We start from the raw sequence: 19,093 nt of genomic DNA, 5'->3' as shown, positions 1-19,093 counted from the left end.
GACCACAAATGTTGCTCTTTTTGTTGCCCTCGGATTGACCCGGCTTTGCTGGGAAAACGACCATGCTGACATACATCCAGATCAATGCCGCCAAGCCGAGGGAAAAGGCTTGGACCCTCAGTGATTCTCAAAGCCTCTATCTCGTCATCCAGCCCAACGGCTCGAAGCTGTGGCGCTTCAATTACCGCTTTCTCGACAAACAGAAGAAACTTCATCTCGGCGGATGGCCCACCATCAGCCTGGCGGACGCGCGCGTGCGGCGCGATGAAGCCAAAAAGAAGATTGCCGAGGGTATCGATCCGGCGCTCGAAAAGAAGCGCGCGCGGATCGCCGCCAAATATGCTGCCGCCAACACCTTCGAGGCAGTCGCCGCGGAATGGCTCGTCAAATGCGAGCGAGACGGCCTAGCGCCCGTCACTATCGATAAAATCCGCTGGTTGCTCGCCAAGGCCTATCCTTTGATCGGAACCATCCCGATCGCACAGATCACGCCGCACGAAGCGCTGGCAGTCCTGCGCAAGGTCGAGGCCACGGGCGCCTACGAAAGCGCGCGGCGCATGCGCAGCGTGCTCAGCCGGGTGTTTCGCTACGGCGTCGCCACCGTGCGATGCGACAAGGATGTCGCCGCCGATCTGCGCGGTGCCATCGCAGTGCCGAAGGTCAAGCACTTCGCTGCCATCACCAAGCCCTCGGAGGTCGGCACGCTTTTGCGGGCAATCGACGGATACAGCGGTCACAAGGTGACGGTCATGGCGATGCGCCTTTCCCCGCATGTGCTGTTGCGCCCCGGTGAACTCAGGCAGGCCGAGTGGACCGACATCGACTTCGACGAGGCGATCTGGTTCATTCCGGCGGAGCGGATGAAGATGCGGCGTCCGCACCGCGTTCCGCTTTCGCGCCAGGTGATCGAAATGCTCAAGGAGCTTCACGAGCACACCCACTGGTGGAAGTATCTGTTCCCGTGCCTCGGCAAGCCGCGCAAGGCGATGTCCGAAAACGCTGTCAACCAAGGGCTGCGCAAGCTCGGCTATACGACCGAACAGATGACCGCGCACGGGTTTCGGGCAATGGCCGCGACCTTGCTCAACGAGATGGGCGAGTGGAACCCAGACGCGATCGAACGCCAACTCGCACATGTCGATACCAACCAGGTCCGTCGCGCCTACGCGCGCGGTGAATATTGGGACGAGCGCGTCGAGATGATGCAGCGCTGGTCGGACTATCTCGACCAGCTACGCGATGGCGGGAAAATCCTGCGGCCGGCCTTCCCGGCGGCGCGGCGCGCCTGATCGCTGGCTACGGACGTGCCGGTGCCGAACAGGCGCCGGCACGTTCCCCAAAACGATGCAGGTCTTGTCTTTAACCTGACTGCAATTTCGTGGGCCCGAACCATGTCGAAATACGTCAAGCCAACTCCGCTCGCACTGCCCGTCGCCGGTGGCGTGTCTGTCGGAAGCTTGCCGCAGGCGAAGCGCCACAAGCGCAAGTTCGACGCGGTGATCACGATCGAGGAGCCGGCTGCACGCCCAAACCTGAGACTGCGTTTCGCGCCAGATCCGGGACGGGCGCATCTCGTGCTCCAGTTCGAGGATGTCGACACCGACAGCCTAGGCATTCGCGTGGCCACGCTGGAAGACGTTAAACGGGCGGTTGTCTTCGCGCAGTCCTGGACCGATCGCTCATTGTTGGTGCACTGCTTCCACGGCGTCGGACGTTCTGCCGGGATTGCGCTGGCGATCCTCGCCGACCGACTTGGTGCCGGGAATGAGCCGCAGGCGCTGGAACGACTGCTGGCAGTCAGACCAGAGGTCACGCCGAACCTTGTCGTGGTCGCGCTCGCCGACCAGCTGCTCGAGCGATCCGGCAGACTTGTCGCGGCGGTGGCGGCATGGGAGACCTCCGCACCGGGTCTAGCCGAGGCCCGCGCGACACGCCTTCATTTCGCGCGAACGCGTCCCGACCTGTACGCTCGCGCCCACGATGGCACCGGTCAATAGAAGGCCTACCCGATCGCGGCGACCTCAGCCGGAGGTCCAATCAGTCTATGGTCCGAATGACCTGCGGCCCAACTCAGCCATCCGGCGCCTCTCGACTACGGGTCAGTGCCTTCAGGCTCTCGAACTGAACCAGCGTGCAGCGGCCCACCTTCACCGTCTCGAGGTCGCCGGACTGGATCAGTTCGTAGATCCGCGAGCGGCTAAGGCCGGTGATGCGGACAGCGGTAGAGATACGAACCGTGAGCGGTTCGATCTTCTGCTCCCAAGCCCGCTCGATCATGTCCGCCCCTTTCGCGCTTCGTCGCGCGCCTTCGCAAAACTGCGGTCGCTTTCTAGGAAAGATGTCAGCATCGCCGGGATCAGTTCGATTACCGGCTCCTCACGACCATAAGCCTGCGCATAGAGCGCGGCGTAGTCGTTCAACGCATTCTGGAGATCGGGCGTGATGGTGATCGCTAGCTTGACCGGCGTGCGATCCGGCAGTCTGCCGAGTTTCAGGTCCACCATCGCTCAGCTCCCGGTCGCGCCGCGCCAGGGCGCCAGGATGAGATCGCGGGTCACGAGGACGCGGACCGGTGCACCCGGTCGGATCGTTATCGTCGGTTGGATATCGAGATTTCGCTGGGTGATCTGGTCACCAGCCCGTGCGGTGTTCGATTGCGCTGACTCTCGGATCGCTTGAACAAGATCGCTTTCACCCGAGATCGACAATTCCGAGCCAACGCCGAGCAGCGTAGCGATCGCCACGCCCTTGAGCAGCGTCCAAGTGTGGAAATCGACCTTGTCCGCAAGCCCCGCATAGCCTGCGGCATCGGTAGCAGGCATGTTGTCGAGCCGGATCGAGCCGCCATCGGGCAGGATGAGACGCTGCCATACGACCAGCGCGCGACGTTGGCCGAACGCCACGACGGAATCGTATTTGCCGATCAGGCGGGCGCCCTGCGGCACCAGCAGGACATTGCCGGTTACCGTATCGAAGACGTTCTGCGTCACCTGCGCCGTGACCATGCCCGGCAGGTCGGAGTTCAGCCCGGTGATGAGGCTCGCCGCAATCACGCTGCCGGCAAGCAGGCTGTTCGGCGAAACGGGTGCGACCAAGCTGCCTGAATTGAGGTTGCCGTCCTTGTCACGCGCGGATGCGAATTGCTCCTTGCGGGTGCCGGTTGCGGCGGGTGCCGGCGGCGTGCCTGACCCGGTCGCGGCCGGATCGACATCCATCGAAACGGGAGCAGCACGGCTCGATTGCACCTGCGCCATCAACCCTGATTCCCGCGCGGCCTTGAGGTCAGCGAGGCGTTGCTGACGTTCGGCTTCGGCGGTGTCGACGCGTGCGGCCGGGGTTAGGCCGTCGGCCTGCTGCTGTGCCCGCAGGATCGGCCGACCGAGATCGCCGGGGAGTGGCGGCCCGAGCTTCGGCGCGTCGCCGTAGCTCGACGGCAAGCCGGACAGCGCGTCCGACGCCGGCTTCGACATCGGCTGCGACAGTTCGCTCTCTTGCGCCACCTGTCGGAAAACCTGGGGCTTGAGCGCCATCCAGGCGATTCCCATCAGACTGGCGGACCCGATCGCCGCGATGCCGATGATCGCGCCCTTGCGGAACCGGATTGCACGCGCCGGGCGTGAACGAATGGCCAAGGTCTCGGGATCGACCTTTGGCGGCAAACCCGATGTGGCTGGCGACAGGGCGGCGGCCTCGGTCATGCGCCCCTCCGCTTGGCAGATGCGATCCGGTCGATGCGCACGACCTGCTGCTTCTTGAGGCCCAGCCGAAGCTCGGCCGCGTCGAAGATCCGATCGACGACGTAGTAGCGACCGCTCAGCCGGTAGTTGACCAGTTCGGCCTTGCCGTCACGATCGACCAAAAACAGCGGCGGTGCCTCGTTGCTCGCCAACGTCGCGGGAAACTCGACATAAGTGCGCTGGCCATCGTCGAATGCGCGGACCGGACGCCATCCGGGCCTGTCACCACTGATCGCATAATTGAAGTGAAGCGCATCGACCGACAGGCCGGTGGCGACCGGCGCGGCGGCGCGTTCGTCTTCGGCCTTGCGACGTAGCGCAAGCAACTCGTCCTGCGGATAGGTCCAGCGCATCGACGACAGCGCAGTCGCCGAGGTGCTGACCAGTCGAACATGGTAAGTGCGTCGGTCCGTCGTCACGACGAGATTGGTGACGAGACCGCCTGAGAATGGCTTCACGAGCAAATGCGTCTGCTTCGTATCGCCCGAGCCGCTGGTGGTATCGCCGATCACCCACCGCGCGGTATCGCCGCTCGCCACCGCGATCAGCGATTCACCGGTCTGGAGGACGATGTCGGTCACCAGGCCCGGCGCGGTGTAGGCGATGTAGATCGTTCCTTCGCTCCATGGATAGACCTGCGCACCACCGACGAACCCGGAGGGCGCCGGTCGAAACGTCGCGACGCGATTGGCTGTGGCGACATGGCGAACCGACCCCGCCGTTGTTTCAGGTTGTGCAAGCGCCGGCGTGGCGGTGAGAGTCCCAAGTAGCGTTGCAAGAATGGCGGACTTCATGGTTGCGTCTCCTGGACGTTGGTGGGCGGAGCGTCGGACGGAGGATCGAGCGGCGACCCCGCGGGGACCGAGCGTGCGACAATCGAAGGTGCATCTGCGGGTAACGCGGCCGGCGCAGGCCGCGCCGGGGCCTCGCCGTCCAGTTCGCGGCTCCAGTCAATCGCGTCGACGTAGATGCCGAGCGGATTCTTGCGCAGGACGTCCGACGAGGTCGGCGGCCTGCTCACGGTCGTCAGGATCGCGGTCCAGCGCTGGACGCCGGCCTGGCTGCCGCGCTCGAACGAAGTTTCGGTCCATTTGACCTGAAACGACCTGTCCGAGGCGCGAACTACGCTCGTGACCTGCACGGACACGGTACGCTCGCCCACATTGGCGAACGGCGCCGCGCCGCGAGCATAATCGCCGAGGAACGTCGCGCCGCGCTTGGTCGCGAAGTCATAGGCCTGGAGCCAGTCGCGGCGCATCAGCACCGGGTCGAGCGACACCGAGCGGACCTTGGTGACAAAATGCGCGAGATGCCATGCGACCTGCGGGTCGGTCGGCCGATACTCGACATCGGCGGCCTGCACGGCGCGCGCCTCGCCGAGCCGATCAACCTCGACCACATAGGGCTTGACGCGACTTTGCATCGATTGCCACGCTAGTCCGGCCGAAGTCCCTGCGGTCAGGAACAGGCAGCCGAACGCCATCAGGCGCCAGTTGCGCGCCTGCACGCGCGCCGAGCCGATCCGGTCGTCCCATAGCTGGCCGGCGCGCTGGTAAGGCGTTTCGGGAAGTGGCGTGCGCCCGTAGCGTTGCACGCTTCGCTTGAAGAACATGGCTCAGTCGTTCCTTTCCTTGATGTCGGGGGTGGCGGAACCGCCGCTTCGATCGCCCTGGCTGATCGCGTGGACGGCTTGGCTGCGACGATGGCGCATGGTCTGTTCGGCGCGCATCGCGCGCGCCCAGGCCGGCGCGGAGCCGCCCGTTGCGTTGGCAGTCTCCCCGCCGCCGCCCGGTCCACGCGACGACGACGGAGAGTTCTGGTTGAGAGCGTTCCATGCCGCCTGCCGGCCGCCTGCCGCCGCTTCGCCGAGGCCAAGCGCGCCACTGGCGCGCGCCTTGGCGGCATTGCCGGCGGCCCGGGCGACGCCAGCGAGGCCCGCCCCGACCGAGGGCTGGGCTGCGGTTTCCTTGCCGAGGCCGTAGGCGGTCGAGGCGGCAGAGCCCATGGAAGTGCCCGACCGCACCGCACCGAGCGCGGCACCGCCAGCCAGCCGCGCGCCGCCGACCGCGGCGCCACCGGCGAGCATCGTGACCCCAGCCGCGCCCAGCGTTGTGCCCAGCGCCGCGCCCGCGCCGAGCTGCGGTGCGCCCGAGACGAGGCCGGAGGCGATCGATGGGCCGAAGATGCCGAGGCCGAACAGCGACAGGCTGGCGAGCACGAGGCTCATGGCCTGGCCGATGTCCGGTTCCTGGCCTTGCAGCGCCTCGGTGAATTCGGTGAAGAAATTGGAGCCGATTCCGACGATGACGGCGAGCACCATAACCTTGATGCCGGAGGAGACGACGTTGCCGAGCACGCGCTCGGCAAGGAAGCTCGTGCGGTTCCACAGCGCAAACGGCACGAGGATAAACCCGGCGAGCGTGGTCAGCTTGAATTCGAGGATGCAGACGAACATCTGCACCGCGAGGATGAAGAAGGCGACGATCACCAGCGCCCACGCGAACAGCAGGATCATGATCGTCAGGAAATTGTCGAAGAAGGTCGTGAAGCCGACCATCTCGCTCGCCTGTTCGAGCAGCGGCCACGCTGCCGAGAAGCCGGTGCCCGCGAGCCGCCCGGGCTTGAGCAGGTCATCGGCCGACAGCGTGCCGCCGCCTGCGGTGAGGCCGGCCTGCGCGAACGACCGGAAGATGATGTCGGCCAGCGTCGAGAAGCTGTTCAGGATGAAGGCGAACGCACCGACGTAGAGGATCTTGCGAAGAAACCGGCCGATGACATTGTCCTCGCCGCCTAGCGCCCAGAACAGGCCGGCCAGCGTGATGTCGATGCCGATCAACGTCGCGGTCAGGAAGCCGACATCCGGCCCGAGCAGCCCGAAGCCGCTGTCGATGTAGGTGATGAACGCTTGAAGGAAGCGGTCGATGACATTGAGGTCGTTCAAGTGACTGCCTTCCTGTCGGCGCTATGAGGATGTCGCGGGGCGCAGCGGGGGAGCGGGACCGCGCCCCGCGACGGCGACCGATGATGAGAGGGGCATCACCGGCCGCTGGCCGGATCGGGCCTGCCAGCCCGGTGGGGGGCTATCGGGGCGTGTAGGCCGATCCGGAACCGAGGAACTTCTTCGTCGCCGCCCGTGCCTCGGCGGCCTGGGTGGCTCGCCGCGCCTGCTCGACCGCCTCGCTGCGGAACTGTGCCGCCATCATGTGCTGGAGCTGGAACTGCTGCTTGGCGGTGAGCGCGAGAAGCTGGTTGGTCGCCTGCTGCGCTTGGAGCGAGCCCTCCGCGCCTTGGCTGCGCGCGACGATGTCGGCGAGCGCCTGTGTGTCGGACTGGATGTTCTCGACCACCTGCGCCTGCACGGTCATCGTCTGGCGAAACGCACCCATGCTGGCGTCGAGCCGCGCCCGGGCATCGCGGACGCGGGCGTCGGTGCGTAGCGCCGAGGTGAAGTCGTTCGGGAACAGCGACTGGAACTTGTCGTCGAGCTGGTCGACCCGGAAGTCGATCGCCTGCGCGCGGCCCATCAGCCGGTCGATCTCGGCAAGCTTCTGCTTGAGCGCGTCGAGCTGCGGGAAGTCGATCTTCGTCAGGTTCTTGCCCATGTTGACCAGCATCTGCGCCTCGTTCTGGAGCTGTTGGATCTGCTGGTTGACGGTCTGGAGCGTGCGCGCGGCGGTCAGGATGTTCTGCGCGTAGTTGCTGGGGTCGAAGACCACGCCGCCGAACTGCGCCTGGGCCGGAGTGCTCATCAAGCCGAGGCCGATACCGAGCGATCCGACGGCGCTGAGGCCGAGGGCGGCGGCGATGAGGTGCTTGCGATTGGGGATACGCATCATTCTTCTCCTTCTTGGGGGGCGGTGGGGATCGGGAAGTCGGCGGCGAGGTTGGCTGCCCAGCCGAGGTCGGCGGAGCGCAGGAAGGCCTCCGCGAACCGGCCGGGGCCGTGCTCGGCGAGAATGGCGTCGATCCGTGCCTGCGCGACCGGGTCGGACGAGCCGCACAGCGCGAGTGCGACGGGGCCGAGCCCCAGCTCGAACAGCCGGTTGCCGCGGGCGGACTGGAGGTAATAGTGCCGCTTGGGCGTCGCCCGCGCGATCAGCTCGATCTGCCGGTCGTTGAGGCCGAAGCGCGCGTAGATGTCATGGCCCTGCGGCTCGATCGCGCGATCGTTGGGGAGCAGGATGCGCTGCGGACAGCTCTCGATGATAGCCGGTGCGATCGGCGATCCGGCAATGTCGGCTAAGCTCTGGGTCGCGAACAGCACCGCGACATTCTTCTTGCGCAGCACCTTGAGCCATTCGCGAATGCGCGCGGCAAACAGCGGATGGTCGAGGAAGATCCAGGCCTCGTCGAGAATGAGGAGGGTCGGCCGCCCGTCGAACCGTTCCTCGAGCCGATGGAACAGGTAGGTCAGCACAGGCGCGACCGCACCGGCCTGGCCCATCAACGCCTCGGTCTCGAAACACTGGACATCGGCGAGCGCGAGCTGCTGTTCGGCAGCATCGAGCAGCCGGCCGTGAGGCCCTTCGAGCGTATAGGGCTGGAGCGCGATACGGAGCGCGTTCGACTGGAGCAGCAGCACGAGGCCGGTCAAGGTCCGCTCCTCGCGCGGCGCCGACGCGAGACTGCCAAGGGCGGTCCATACTGCCTCCTTCACCTCCGGCGTGACGGTCACGCCTTCATGCGCGAGCAGAGCGGCTACCCAGTCCGAAGCCCAGCTGCGCTCGGAGGCATGGTCGATATTCGCCAGCGGCTGGAAAGCGAGGCTCGCACCGTCGGCTTCGGTGTCGCCGAGCGCATGGTGCGCGCCGCCCATTGCCAGCACCGCGGCGCGGGCCGAGTTGCCCTTGTCGAAAATGTAGACCTGCGCATCCTGGTAGCGCCGGAACTGGAGCGCGATCAGGCTCAGCAGCACCGACTTGCCTGCGCCGGTCGGGCCGACCACCAGCATGTGCCCGACATCGCCGACATGGGTGGACAGCCGGAACGGCGTCGAGCCGGCTGTCTTCGCGATGAGCAGCGGCGGTCCGTCGAGGTGCGCATTACGGACCGGCCCCGCCCAGACCGATGAGAGCGGCATCAGGTGCGCGAGGTTGAGCGTGTGGACCAGCGGCTGCCGGACATTGGCGTAGACATGGCCGGGGAGCGACGAGAGCCACGCCTCGACCGCGTTGATGGTCTCGCGCTTGGCGGTGAAGCCGAGCCCGTTGACGATCCGCTCGACGGCGCGAACCTTGTCCTCAACCGCCGCGCGGTCGGTGTCGGTCACGGTGATCGTCGTCGTGAGATAGCCGAACGCGACATGGTCGCCGCCGAGCACCTGAAGCGCCTGGTCGGCATCGACCACCTTGTTGTCGGCATCGCTATCGAGAAGCTGCGCAGGGCTGTTGTAGAGCACCTCGCGCAGCATCGCGGTGACCGACTTGCGCTTGTTGAACCACTGGCGGCGCAACGAGGTCACCGTCTTGGTTGCGAGCGTCTTGTCGAGGGCGATGAAGCGCGTGACCCAGCGGTAGCCGAAATCCTGGTGATTGAGTGCGTCGAGGATGCCGGGCCGGCTAAGGTTCGGAAAACCGAGAACCGTCAGTGTGCGGACATGGAGGTCGCCGAGCATCGGTTCGAGGCCGCCGACCAGCGGGGTGTCCGCGAGCACGCCATCGAGATACATAGGCGTATCGGGAGCTATCACCCGATGGCGTCGGTCGGAAATCGTGCCGTGCAGGAAAGTCAGCGTCTCGTCGTCGTCGAGTCCGCGCACCTCGGCCATGAATCCGGACAGCAGGTCGAGCACGCGATCGGTCTCGGCGACGAACGAGGCCAGAGCTCCGCGCCAGTCGCGGCCCTTCTCCATGTCGGGCCGATCGACGAGCGAGCGTCCGGCACTATCGCTGGCATCGACCGGTGGCAGCCAGGTCAGCGTCAGGTGATAGCGGCTCTCGAAGTGCGTGCCCTCGGCCTCGAAGACCGCGCGCCGCTCGCCATCGACCAGCCAGCTCGCCGCGTCGGGAAAGTCACTGTCGGGATAGCTGTGCGCCTCGCGTCGCTCGGCCTCGAAGAACAGCGCCCAGCCGCTGCCGAAGCGCTTCAGCGCGTTGTTCGCCCGCGCGCAGGCGCCGACCAGTTCGGCCTCGGTCGCGGATTCCAGATCGGGACCACGGAAGCGCAGCACCCGGAGGAAGCTGCCATCCTTGTTGAGGACGACGCCCGGTGCGACCAGCGCCGCCCAGGGCAGATGGTCGGCCAGTCGATCCGCCGTCTGGCGATATTCTCGGAGGCTCAGCATCCGAGATATCCCTTCTGGCGGATGTGACGGAGCAGCACCGGCGCGAAGCTAGGATCGCGCCGTGCCGCCATCACCGCGAGGCTGTGCCCGGCGACCCAGAGCGCGAGCCCGGCCAGCCATTGCTGGAGGCCGAGCCCGACCGCCGCGGCGAGCGTCCCGTTGACGATCGCGAGACCGCGAGGCGCTCCGCCGAGGAGCAGCGGCGAACCCAGGGAGCCGTGGATCGGCACCTCGAAGCCGTCGATATGCTGCCCGCTGCCGATCACGAGATCAGCGCTCCGCCACCGAAGCTGAAGAACGACAGGAAGAAGCTCGACGCGGCGAAAGCGATCGACAGGCCGAATACGATCTGGATGAGACGCCGGAACCCGCCGGCAGTCTCGCCGAATGCGAGGGTCAGGCCGGTCACGATGATTATGATCACCGCGACGATCTTGGCGACCGGTCCCTGCACCGATTCCAGCACCTGCTGCAGCGGTTCTTCCCACGGCATGCCGGAGCCGGCGGCCTGGACGGTGGTGGCCAGCGTTAGCGCGAGGCCGAGCGCCGCGCCCGTGAGCAACAGGCGATTGGGGGAGCGGCGAGAATTGAGGGCACGGATCATGGGTCAGGTCTCCTTGGGGCTAAGCTTGGGAAGGTCGGCGAGCGCGTAGGTGCCGGTGTCGGGGTCGAGCCCGGCGACGCGCGCGATGGTCGAGACGCGGCGGTCGACACCGCGACCGGAAATGAACACGACGATGTCGATGGCTTCGGCGATCAGTTGGCGCGGCACGGTGATCACCGCCTCCTGCACGAGCTGTTCGATCCGGTAGAGCGCGGCGATCGCGCTGTTGGCGTGGACCGTCGCGATCCCACCGGGATGGCCCGTGTTCCATGCTTTCAGCATGTCGAGCGCTTCCGGCCCGCGAACCTCGCCGACCACGATACGGTCGGGGCGCAGGCGCATGGTCGAGCGCACCAGCTCGGTCATCGACACATGCGGGGGACGCGTGCGAAGCGCGACCGTGTCGGGCAGCGGGCATTGCAGCTCGCGCGTATCCTCGATCAGGATGACACGGGCATCGACCCAGCCCATCTCGGCCAGCAACGCGTTGGCGAGCGTCGTCTTGCCCGAGCTGGTGCCGCCCGCGACAAGGATATTATAGCGCTGCGTGACCGCGGCCCGCAGCGCATCGGCCTGCACCTCGGTCATCAGCCCGTCGGCGATATAGTCGTCGAGCGTGTGCAGCTTCTGTGCGGGCTTTCGGATCGAGAAACACGGTGCCGATGCGACGGGGGGCAGCACGCCTTCGAAGCGCTCGCCGGCACGCCCCTCGATATGCGGCGGCAGCTCCGCCGAGATGATCGGGTGCTCGGCATGGACCTCGGCGCGAGCATGGCTGGCGACCAACCGGATGATGCGCTCGACCTGGTCGGGCGCGAGCCGCACCTCAGTATCGGTGCGACCTTCGCCGAGACGGTCGAGCCGCAGCGCGCCGTCAGGATTGACCATGATCTCGATGACCAGCGGATCGCGCATGGCCGAGGCGATGTCGGTGCCGAGCGCGGTGATCAGCATGCGTCGACGACGCTCGGCGGAAAGACCGACGCTCATTCGCCGTCTCCCGTGGGCGCGCCAAGCGATCGGCGGCCGGTCGAGACCTGTCGCCCGACCTGGGTGACGAACGCTTCGAACCTTTTAGCGCCGAGCGCGCGGCCGGCCTGGTCGTTCTCGGCGAGCGGGGTCTGGATTGCGAGCTCGAAGCGGATGAACAGCGCCAGCGTTTCGAGGACGACGTAGGTGTCGCGGTCGACCCGGCCAATTGCCTGGGTCAGCCGATCGAGGCGGATCGCGAAGCGGTCCTCCAGTTCGGACGCCCCGCGACGATTGAGCCACGCGGTCACCGCGTCGACGAGGATCGCCGACTTGCTCGCGCCAGGCTTCGCGGCCAATGCTTCGAGCCTGTCCGAGAGCGGCTTGGGCAGGAACAGCTGGTGGCGGACCTTCTCCATCGGTCAGAACCCCAGCTGCAGGTCATCGGGACGGCTGGAAGCGGCGTCGAGGCCGTAGACCGTGCGAACGGCTCCGAGCTGCTGCACCCGATCCATCGCGCGGCGCTCGGCCGCCTGGTCGGTGTCGTCCTCGCCCAGGCCGAGCGGATCGGTGACCTCGGGCTCGGCCGCGGCGGCCTGCTCGATCTCGTGTGCCGGGTGGCGCGCCTGTTCGAGGCCGCCGCTATCGGCGCCTTCGTCCGTGTCATTGCCACCGGCGAGTCGCAGGTCGGCGCCGCGCACCTGTCCTGCCCAGTCGTCCGGGCGAGCCGCCGGGAGGTCGCGATAGGTGGCTATCTCCGGGCCAACATCGAGCGCCGGGGCCGGAAGGATGCGCGCGGTGTAGCGGCGATCCTCGTAATAGCGCAGCTTTTTGGCGCGGATCGGGGGCATGCCCGAGATCAGCACCAGCTCGTCGGTCGGTGCGAGCTGCATCACCTCGCCCGGCGTCAGCAGTGCCCGTGCGGTCTCCTGTCGGCTGACCATGACATGCGCGAGCCAGGGCGCGAGGCGGTGCCCGGCATAGTTGCGCATGGCGCGCTGTTCGGTCGCCGTACCGAGCGCATCGGATATCCGCTTGGCGGTGCGTTCGTCGTTGGTCGCGAAAGCGATGCGGACGTGGCAGTTGTCGAGGATGGCGTTGTGCTCGCCATACGCCTTCTCGATCTGATTGAGGCTCTGCGCGATCAGGAAGACGCGGACGCCGTAGCCAGCGAGAAATGCGAGGCTTGTCTCGAAGAAGTCGAGCCGTCCGAGCGCCGGAAACTCGTCGAGCATCATCAGGAGGCGATGACGGCCTTGAGCAGCTTCGCTTTCCTTGCCGATGCCGCGCAGTTCCTCGGTGAGCCGGCGACCGATCTGGTTGAGGATCAGGCGGACCAGCGGCTTGGTGCGACTGATGTCGGAAGGCGGCACGACGAGGTAGAGCGAGATCGGATGCGCGGCTTCGACGAGATCGGCGATGCGCCAGTCGGAAGCGGCAGTGACGGCGGCGACGGTCGGGTCGCGGTAAAGGCCGAGGAACGACATGGCGGTCGACAGCACGCCCGAGCGTTCGTTCTCGCTCTTGTTGAGCAATTCGCGCGCAGCCGATGCGACGACCGGATGGACCAGCGGCTGTTCTGCGGACCCGAGATGGTTGGTCGCCATCATCCGGCGCAGGGTTGCGGCAAAGCTGCGCTGCGGATCGGACAGGAATGTCGCGACGCGGGCGAGCGTCTTCTCTTCCTCGGCATAGAGGACATGAAGGATCGCGCCGACAAGCAGCGAATGGCTGGTCTTCTCCCAGTGGTTGCGTCGTTCGAGCGCCCCTTCGGGATCGACGAGGATGTCAGCGATGTTCTGGACGTCGCGGACTTCGTTCACGCCGCGCCGCACTTCGAGCAGCGGATTGTAGCGCGCCGAGCGGGCATCGGTCGGGTTGAACAGTAGGCAATGCGAGAAGCGCGCACGCCAGCCGGCGGTCAGCTGCCAGTTTTCGCCCTTGATGTCGTGAACGACGGTCGAGCCGGTCCAGCTGAGCAACGTCGGCACGACCAAGCCGACACCCTTGCCGGACCGCGTCGGGGCGAACGCCATGACATGCTCGGGGCCATCGTGCCGCAGGTCTTCGCCTCCGATGCGACCGAGCGCGACGCCGCGTTGGTCGAACAGCTTCGCCGCTTTGATGTCGGCCTGCCTGGCCCAACGTGCCGAGCCGTAGGTGGTGAGGTTGTTGGACTGACGTGCACGCCAGACCGAGCCGAAGATCGCCGCGCCGCAACCGATGAATCCGCCGGCCGCGGCGATCGCGCCCGCCTCGTCGAATACGATCGGAGCATACGCGTCGAAATGGTACCACCACGGAAACAGCGACCAGGGATGGTAGACCGGCTGGCCGAACGCGATGAACCACGGCGCTCCGAGTTCAGGCTGGTAGGCGAGGCTCGCCGCGGCCCATTGCGTGCCGATCCAGACACTCGCGAAGATGATCGCGAGCACCACGAGAATCTGGCCGATGAGGAGCTTTGTCGGTGTCACGCGAGACCTCCGCCCGCGTTCCGACATCAGTGTCTGCGGGCTGGCCCTAGAGTCTCAAGTGGGCGGGATTCGTGGCAGTGACCTGCTGGGGACTTGAGCCGCCTTCTTGGGGTCCCTCGCAACGATGCTCAGCTACTTTGCTTCGGAAACCCTCATGGTATGAAGTTGCCATGGCAATAGCACCGTCGAGCGCGACTCTAACGCCCGCCGAGAAATCGGTGATCAAGGCGTTGCTCAATTCCGGCTGGCGGGGCCAGGATGTCCAGACGCTGATCAATACGGGTCGCACCGCGTCGGTCAATTCCGGGCGCATCTCTGCGATCAAGGCCAACGCTGCGATCGTGCCTGCCACCAAGCAGCAGGTCGAAGCTTTCCGGCAGAAGAAACTGCTCTTTGATCATGTCACCGGCCTCTGCCCGATCGACAACGAGCGCCTTGTTCGCGCCCGCGAAGCGATGCTGTTGGCCGTCGAGCTGTTCAACACGCCGCGTATTGCCTTCAAGGCCGGCGCATTCTCGATGCTGGCGAACGTCGCCTGGACCTACCTGCTCCACGAATATTACGAGCGGCAGGGTATAGCGATCGTCAACGCCGATGGTTTCAGCTTGTTGCTGTCGCAGATGATCGCGCGTCACGACTGCCCACTGTCGAAGGCGTGCAAGCAGAATTTGGGAGCGCTTAAGGAAATCCGTGATGTGGTCGAGCACCGCACGATCGGCGTGTTCGACCAGAAGTGGCTGTCCCTTTTTCAGTCCACCTGTCTAAATTTCGAGAAAACGCTGACCGAACTATTCGGTCAGCGCTTGACGCTCGGCCGGGACCTCGGCTTCTCGCTGCAGTTCGCCAAACTGAAGTCGGCCGAAATCGCCACGCTTCAAAGCCACGACGTCCCCGAGCATATCGCGGCCCTCGACGCCACCTTAGCCGCAAAGCTAGGCGAAGGAGACGCCGATGATCTCGAATACCAATTCAAGGTCGTCTACACGTTGACCAGCGTGTCTAAAGCCAAAGCTCATTTCCAGTTCGTCCAACCAGAGTCGGCCGAGGGCAAAGAAATCCAAAATGTCCTCATTAAATACAAGCCTGCGGAGGACATCTGGCCTTTCAAGCCCGGCGAGGTCACGGCGCGGGTAGCCGCGGCGAGCGGGCGACCATTCACCAGTGACAAGCACCAGCGGGCTTGGAAACTCTACAAGGCAAGGCCGCTAACGGGGGCCGCTGATCCTGCTGCAACCAAAAAAGACTATTGCGCCTACCACGCCCCCTACAAGTCCTACACCTACTCGCAGGCTTGGATCGACTTTCTGGTCGCCGAAATCGCCGACGATGCAAAGTGGGCTGCGCTTTCGGCACACGTCGGGTAACTGGCCGCTCGGCGACACGCCCCTGACGACCTGATCTTCGCGGCGTGACTGGTGCGGGAGAAGGCACAGTTTCCACGCCGAAGTGACAACGCAGTCCACGATCCCCCTTATCTTCTCCCAACCGGACGCTAACAGTCACTGAGTAGGCTTCATGGACATTACGCTGGGCATAAGGAACTTGTCGAAAAACGCCATTTCGCGAGCCCAGAAGTCCTTTAATGCATCACCTGATATATAGTGGCCTTGCCCCGGATATCGCACGAATTGGACCGGTGCATCCGTCGCCCGAAGACCGTTGTAGAGAACGATGGCGTTCAATAAGAACGCCGAGTCATCATCGCCGACGCCCAGCAGGACAGGCGTTTTCACTTTGTGAAGTTGAAAGGCTGATGACAAGCTTATGTATTCGCTGACACTTTCTTCTATTTCACGGCCCACCAGCATCCCATATTGCTTACGACCAGAAGGAGCTAACAAAGATGGACTAACCCAATCGACCGAGTTTGGTGCGAGAATAACCGCGCACCGGAATTCATTTGTTTGGGTAATGATGTAAGTCGCAACGCCACCGCCATTGCTATGGCCAAAAAGGCACATCCTCCTGCGGTCGATCCATCCTGTTTTTTCCAGTGCATCAAGACCACCCATCAGATCTCGCATAGTCACTGTCCACCCGTCGCCGCCTTTCGCCGCGAGTGAAAATGCCTCGCTACGAATGGTATTCATCCAGGCATTCGGCGCGCGCAGTAGTGGTCGAAAGACGGCGTAGCCGGCGCTGGCCCACGCTTGATTTCCTTGGTGTGGCGACATCCATCCCCCTGAAAGGGTCATGGGATAGGTGTCGACAATCACCGGATATTGGCGCCCAGAGCGAGCGCTAGGCGGCAACAGGAGTGTGCCGGTCAGCAGTTCCCCGTCAGGCGCTTTCCATGAGACAGTTTGCACTTCTCCGAGTTCCAATTGGTCTGTGGAGGCCTCGACGCGCATTTTATGCAGTTTCCCATCGAGGGCCCTGACTGTTAGCTCGCCACCATCCAGGACAGTAAGCGAACCATGCGCGCTCTGCGACCAAGTACTAATCCTTCGGGGTCCGACAAGCACTTTGCGCAGAAGCCGATCTCCGACCAACCGCATGCTTTGGATCGTGCACATGGCATCACACGTGAATAGCGAGAAGGAACTCAATGCGTCGTTCCACTCGATTTGGAACGGCCAATCATCCGCAATGTATTCGAAGCGGCTCTTATCCTCGAGCCTTAATACGGTAGGCTTTCCGGGCTTGGTGACTTCGCTGTGCATAATATACGCGAGACTTCGTCCGTCGCGTGAAGCGGCGAGCATGCTTCCAACGCCTTCAAGTTTGGCTATCTCCATTTCATGGCTCGACCGCAGATCAAATTGAACGATCGTGGATTTCGTGGGACCCGGATAATCCCACAGAACGTCGCCTACCGACAAGCTGCCCGCCGGGCGGTCGAGACGAACCGCAAAAATACTTTTGCCATCGCCTGACCAAATCGCAGCGAAATAGTCTCCGTTTGGGCCGCCAAGTACGCTCACAACGCGCTCTGACGTCACATTCACAAGATGGATCTTACTGAAATCGAATCGATGTCCGTTCCACGACCGCAACCGGTAGGACCGGCCGTCTGGAGACTCGGGAATGCCGCTCGACAAGCTCATCGGTGGGAGCGCTCCCGCTACAGCCAAACCGGGGGGTGATGCATTGTCGACGACTAGAGGCGCACCAGGCATGCTCGCCACTGATGCTGAAGCAACGCGAGACGCGAAGACGATGCTCTCGCCCTCGGGCGACCATCTCAGCCGAAACGCACTAGCCACTTCGGCGTCGATGCGCGTCGTGGGATCGGCATCCACCCCGCCCTGCAGGTGGGTAATCTGACGCAATTCTCCGGAAGAGGCTGTCCAGATCCAAATCTGCAGGTCGCCCGACCTAGATGAATAGAATGCAAGACGGCGTCCATTTGGCGACCATTCGGGGAGCAAGCCAGGACCTAGGTCGATGAAGGTTTTGCCGGCAGCGTCGGTCACTCTGAGTGCACCATCGCTTTCAATTGCCACTCTACCATCCGCACTCGTTGCGAGGGAGTTGCCGGGCAGAGTGCTTACACCCTTAAGATCCGCCAAACCTACCAAACGCGGCTGCGCCCCGGCCGCTTCAGCAGAGAGTGCCGTAAAAAGCGCAATGAAAATTGCGGCTAACTTATTCATGAGACACCTGCTCTGCTGTGCGCTGCCGTGAAAATTGCTTGTAGTGGCTACCAGCGTTTGACGATTTCCAGAGCGATAGAGCGACCGATCGGACTTGCGTTGGTCCCATCGAAATCGATTGGAAGAACCGCGTAGGGCGATTCCACCGTCGGAGGGGATTGGTTGAAGATATTCAACGCTGAAAGATTGATCGCGAAACCGGAGGGCAAGCGGTCGGATAGAGCGGAAGCGTCAATTTGCAGTGTCAGGTCGATCGTCGTCCAACTTGAGACGGGGTGCAGAGCGCCGTCGCGAAACCGCGCTTGGTAGCCATCGACATAGTTGGCGAATGCGTTTGCTGTGAATTTGGCGCTGCTAAAGGACAGACCGCCGCGGAGTTTGAAATCAACTGGCAGGTAAGCATCGTTGAGCTGACTTGACACAGCGCCGCCCGACACGAATCGAATGTCGCGTTTGATCAGATAAGTCGCACCCACCTGTAAGCCGAGGCGACCTGCCCCCGCAGCGACCGAGTAATTGATAGATGCATCTATACCGCTCGTATGATTCTGAGCGGTATTTGCGATGCGATTGTCGATAACGGCACCAATATCAGCAACGGCGTAGCCCGCAGGATTGTAAAACCCTGGCAGAGCGAAGTACCCCGCCACGTCGGACGCAGTGGGATTAGTGTTGAGAAACCTGTTGTAGAGAGGCGCGTCGAGGAGCACGCGCGACACGTCAGCAATAGGGCTACCGACTTGGTTCTTGAACTGAACATCGAAGTAGGTCGCGGAAAACTTCAGATTGTCGGCCGGCTCGAAGTCCATACCCGCGGTCCACGTCGTAGAGGTTTCGGCGGTGAGATCTGGGCGACTCCCGTATATTACCACAACATTTGTCGTCCCGCCTGCCGTGTTAGGAATAGGACGCGCTTCGCCGAAAGGTGCGTTAGCAATAGGGTTCAATTCATAGAGCCGGGGAGCGCGGAACGATGTACCCCATGTCCCCCGCAGCCTGAGTCCCGCGAAGGGTGCCCATTCTAAGCCCAGCTTCGGATCGAAAGACGATCCAAAGTCGCTGTAGCGCTCGAAGCGGCCAGCGATGCTGACGCTTAGATCATGAATGGCAGGCACCGCGCTGGCGGCCGAAACAAAAGGAAGTTGGATCTCGCCAAAAGCAGCAAATACCGAGCGGTTGGTGGCGTCGCTTCCGGCATATGATGTGAAGTTTAGACCTTCACGTCGAACTTGCCCGCCGACCGCGATCTTTGCGTCTCCGCCCGGCAGAGCGAATAGTGACCCCGTCAGCTTGGTCTCGCCCACCCACATGTTGAGCGAGCCATCCGATACGGTATCCGGCGATCCGCTAATGATCGTCCTGGATACATAAGTGCTAGGGTCAGGACCCATTGATTTGAGAGGCGCGATCTGATTCAGGCTCTGTAA

The 19,093-nt window shown here is 63.9% G+C and carries 18 protein-coding genes; 3 read left to right on the top strand and 15 right to left on the bottom strand.

The annotated features are described in order from the left end of the window. Positions 1-62: 62 nt before the first annotated feature. Positions 63-1,289: a tyrosine-type recombinase/integrase gene (locus ACODSN_RS13360; protein ID WP_489055981.1), complete on the top strand. Its 1,227-nt coding sequence runs from the start codon at positions 63-65 to the stop codon at positions 1,287-1,289. 102 nt (positions 1,290-1,391) lie between these two features. Then, entirely contained in the window at positions 1,392-1,997 is a 606-nt protein-coding gene (locus ACODSN_RS13355) for a tyrosine phosphatase family protein (protein WP_489055980.1), read from the top strand. Positions 1,998-2,070: 73 nt separating this feature from the next. Here ACODSN_RS13355 and ACODSN_RS13350 read toward each other — a convergent pair whose 3' ends face one another. The 13 genes from ACODSN_RS13350 to ACODSN_RS13290 form a co-directional block, all read right to left on the bottom strand. Then, the gene (locus ACODSN_RS13350) at positions 2,071-2,277 is read right to left on the bottom strand and encodes a helix-turn-helix domain-containing protein (RefSeq protein WP_489055979.1); all 207 of its coding nucleotides are present in this window, start codon (positions 2,275-2,277) and stop codon (positions 2,071-2,073) included. Continuing rightward, a complete protein-coding gene (locus ACODSN_RS13345) occupies positions 2,274-2,504 on the bottom strand; it encodes a DUF2274 domain-containing protein (RefSeq protein WP_489055978.1) in 231 nt (76 codons plus the stop codon). The genes ACODSN_RS13350 and ACODSN_RS13345 overlap by 4 nt, the downstream gene beginning before the upstream one ends. A 3-nt stretch (positions 2,505-2,507) precedes the next feature. Continuing rightward, positions 2,508-3,698, bottom strand: coding sequence for a TraB/TrbI/VirB10 family type IV secretion system protein (locus ACODSN_RS13340; RefSeq protein ID WP_489055977.1), 1,191 nt, complete (start codon positions 3,696-3,698; stop codon positions 2,508-2,510). After that, positions 3,695-4,531: a P-type conjugative transfer protein TrbG gene (gene trbG / locus ACODSN_RS13335; protein WP_489055976.1), complete on the bottom strand. Its 837-nt coding sequence runs from the start codon at positions 4,529-4,531 to the stop codon at positions 3,695-3,697. Before trbG ends, ACODSN_RS13340 begins: the two co-directional genes overlap by 4 nt. Further along, entirely contained in the window at positions 4,528-5,349 is an 822-nt protein-coding gene (trbF, locus tag ACODSN_RS13330; protein WP_489055975.1) for a conjugal transfer protein TrbF, read from the bottom strand. The genes trbG and trbF overlap by 4 nt, the downstream gene beginning before the upstream one ends. A gap of 3 nt (positions 5,350-5,352) precedes the next feature. Continuing rightward, positions 5,353-6,678: a P-type conjugative transfer protein TrbL gene (trbL, locus tag ACODSN_RS13325; protein WP_489055974.1), complete on the bottom strand. Its 1,326-nt coding sequence runs from the start codon at positions 6,676-6,678 to the stop codon at positions 5,353-5,355. 139 nt (positions 6,679-6,817) lie between these two features. Beyond that, positions 6,818-7,570, bottom strand: coding sequence for a P-type conjugative transfer protein TrbJ (trbJ, locus tag ACODSN_RS13320; RefSeq protein WP_489056039.1), 753 nt, complete (start codon positions 7,568-7,570; stop codon positions 6,818-6,820). Beyond that, positions 7,570-10,020, bottom strand: a complete 2,451-nt coding sequence (gene trbE / locus ACODSN_RS13315) for a conjugal transfer protein TrbE (RefSeq protein WP_489055973.1) — start codon at positions 10,018-10,020, stop codon at positions 7,570-7,572. Before trbE ends, trbJ begins: the two co-directional genes overlap by 1 nt. Then, positions 10,014-10,286: a VirB3 family type IV secretion system protein gene (locus ACODSN_RS13310; RefSeq protein WP_489055972.1), complete on the bottom strand. Its 273-nt coding sequence runs from the start codon at positions 10,284-10,286 to the stop codon at positions 10,014-10,016. Before ACODSN_RS13310 ends, trbE begins: the two co-directional genes overlap by 7 nt. Further along, positions 10,283-10,624, bottom strand: coding sequence for a TrbC/VirB2 family type IV secretion system protein (locus tag ACODSN_RS13305; protein ID WP_489055971.1), 342 nt, complete (start codon positions 10,622-10,624; stop codon positions 10,283-10,285). Before ACODSN_RS13305 ends, ACODSN_RS13310 begins: the two co-directional genes overlap by 4 nt. Before the next feature lie 3 nt (positions 10,625-10,627). Continuing rightward, positions 10,628-11,614 (bottom strand): P-type conjugative transfer ATPase TrbB, encoded by a 987-nt coding sequence (gene trbB, locus ACODSN_RS13300; protein WP_489055970.1) that lies wholly within the window; start codon positions 11,612-11,614, stop codon positions 10,628-10,630. Further along, complete coding sequence (locus ACODSN_RS13295; RefSeq protein WP_489055969.1) at positions 11,611-12,012, bottom strand: CopG family transcriptional regulator; 402 nt, start codon at positions 12,010-12,012, stop codon at positions 11,611-11,613. Before ACODSN_RS13295 ends, trbB begins: the two co-directional genes overlap by 4 nt. A gap of 3 nt (positions 12,013-12,015) precedes the next feature. Beyond that, positions 12,016-14,070, bottom strand: a complete 2,055-nt coding sequence (locus ACODSN_RS13290; protein WP_489055968.1) for a conjugal transfer protein TraG — start codon at positions 14,068-14,070, stop codon at positions 12,016-12,018. Between the two features lie 170 nt (positions 14,071-14,240). Between ACODSN_RS13290 and ACODSN_RS13285 the strand changes: the two genes are divergently transcribed. Further along, a complete protein-coding gene (locus ACODSN_RS13285) occupies positions 14,241-15,434 on the top strand; it encodes a DUF3644 domain-containing protein (protein ID WP_489055967.1) in 1,194 nt (397 codons plus the stop codon). 135 nt (positions 15,435-15,569) lie between these two features. On the opposite strand, the gene ACODSN_RS13280 is transcribed toward ACODSN_RS13285, so the two are convergent. Continuing rightward, positions 15,570-17,666, bottom strand: a complete 2,097-nt coding sequence (locus tag ACODSN_RS13280) for a S9 family peptidase (RefSeq protein ID WP_489055966.1) — start codon at positions 17,664-17,666, stop codon at positions 15,570-15,572. Between the two features lie 47 nt (positions 17,667-17,713). Next, positions 17,714-19,093: TonB-dependent receptor plug domain-containing protein (locus ACODSN_RS13275; protein ID WP_489055965.1), on the bottom strand; the 1,380-nt coding region annotated here is incomplete at its 5' end.

This window comes from Sphingobium sp. FG11 (assembly GCF_057809915.1).
The sequence above is the reverse complement of the archived record's forward strand: the minus strand, read 5'-3'. Positions and strand labels throughout refer to the sequence as shown.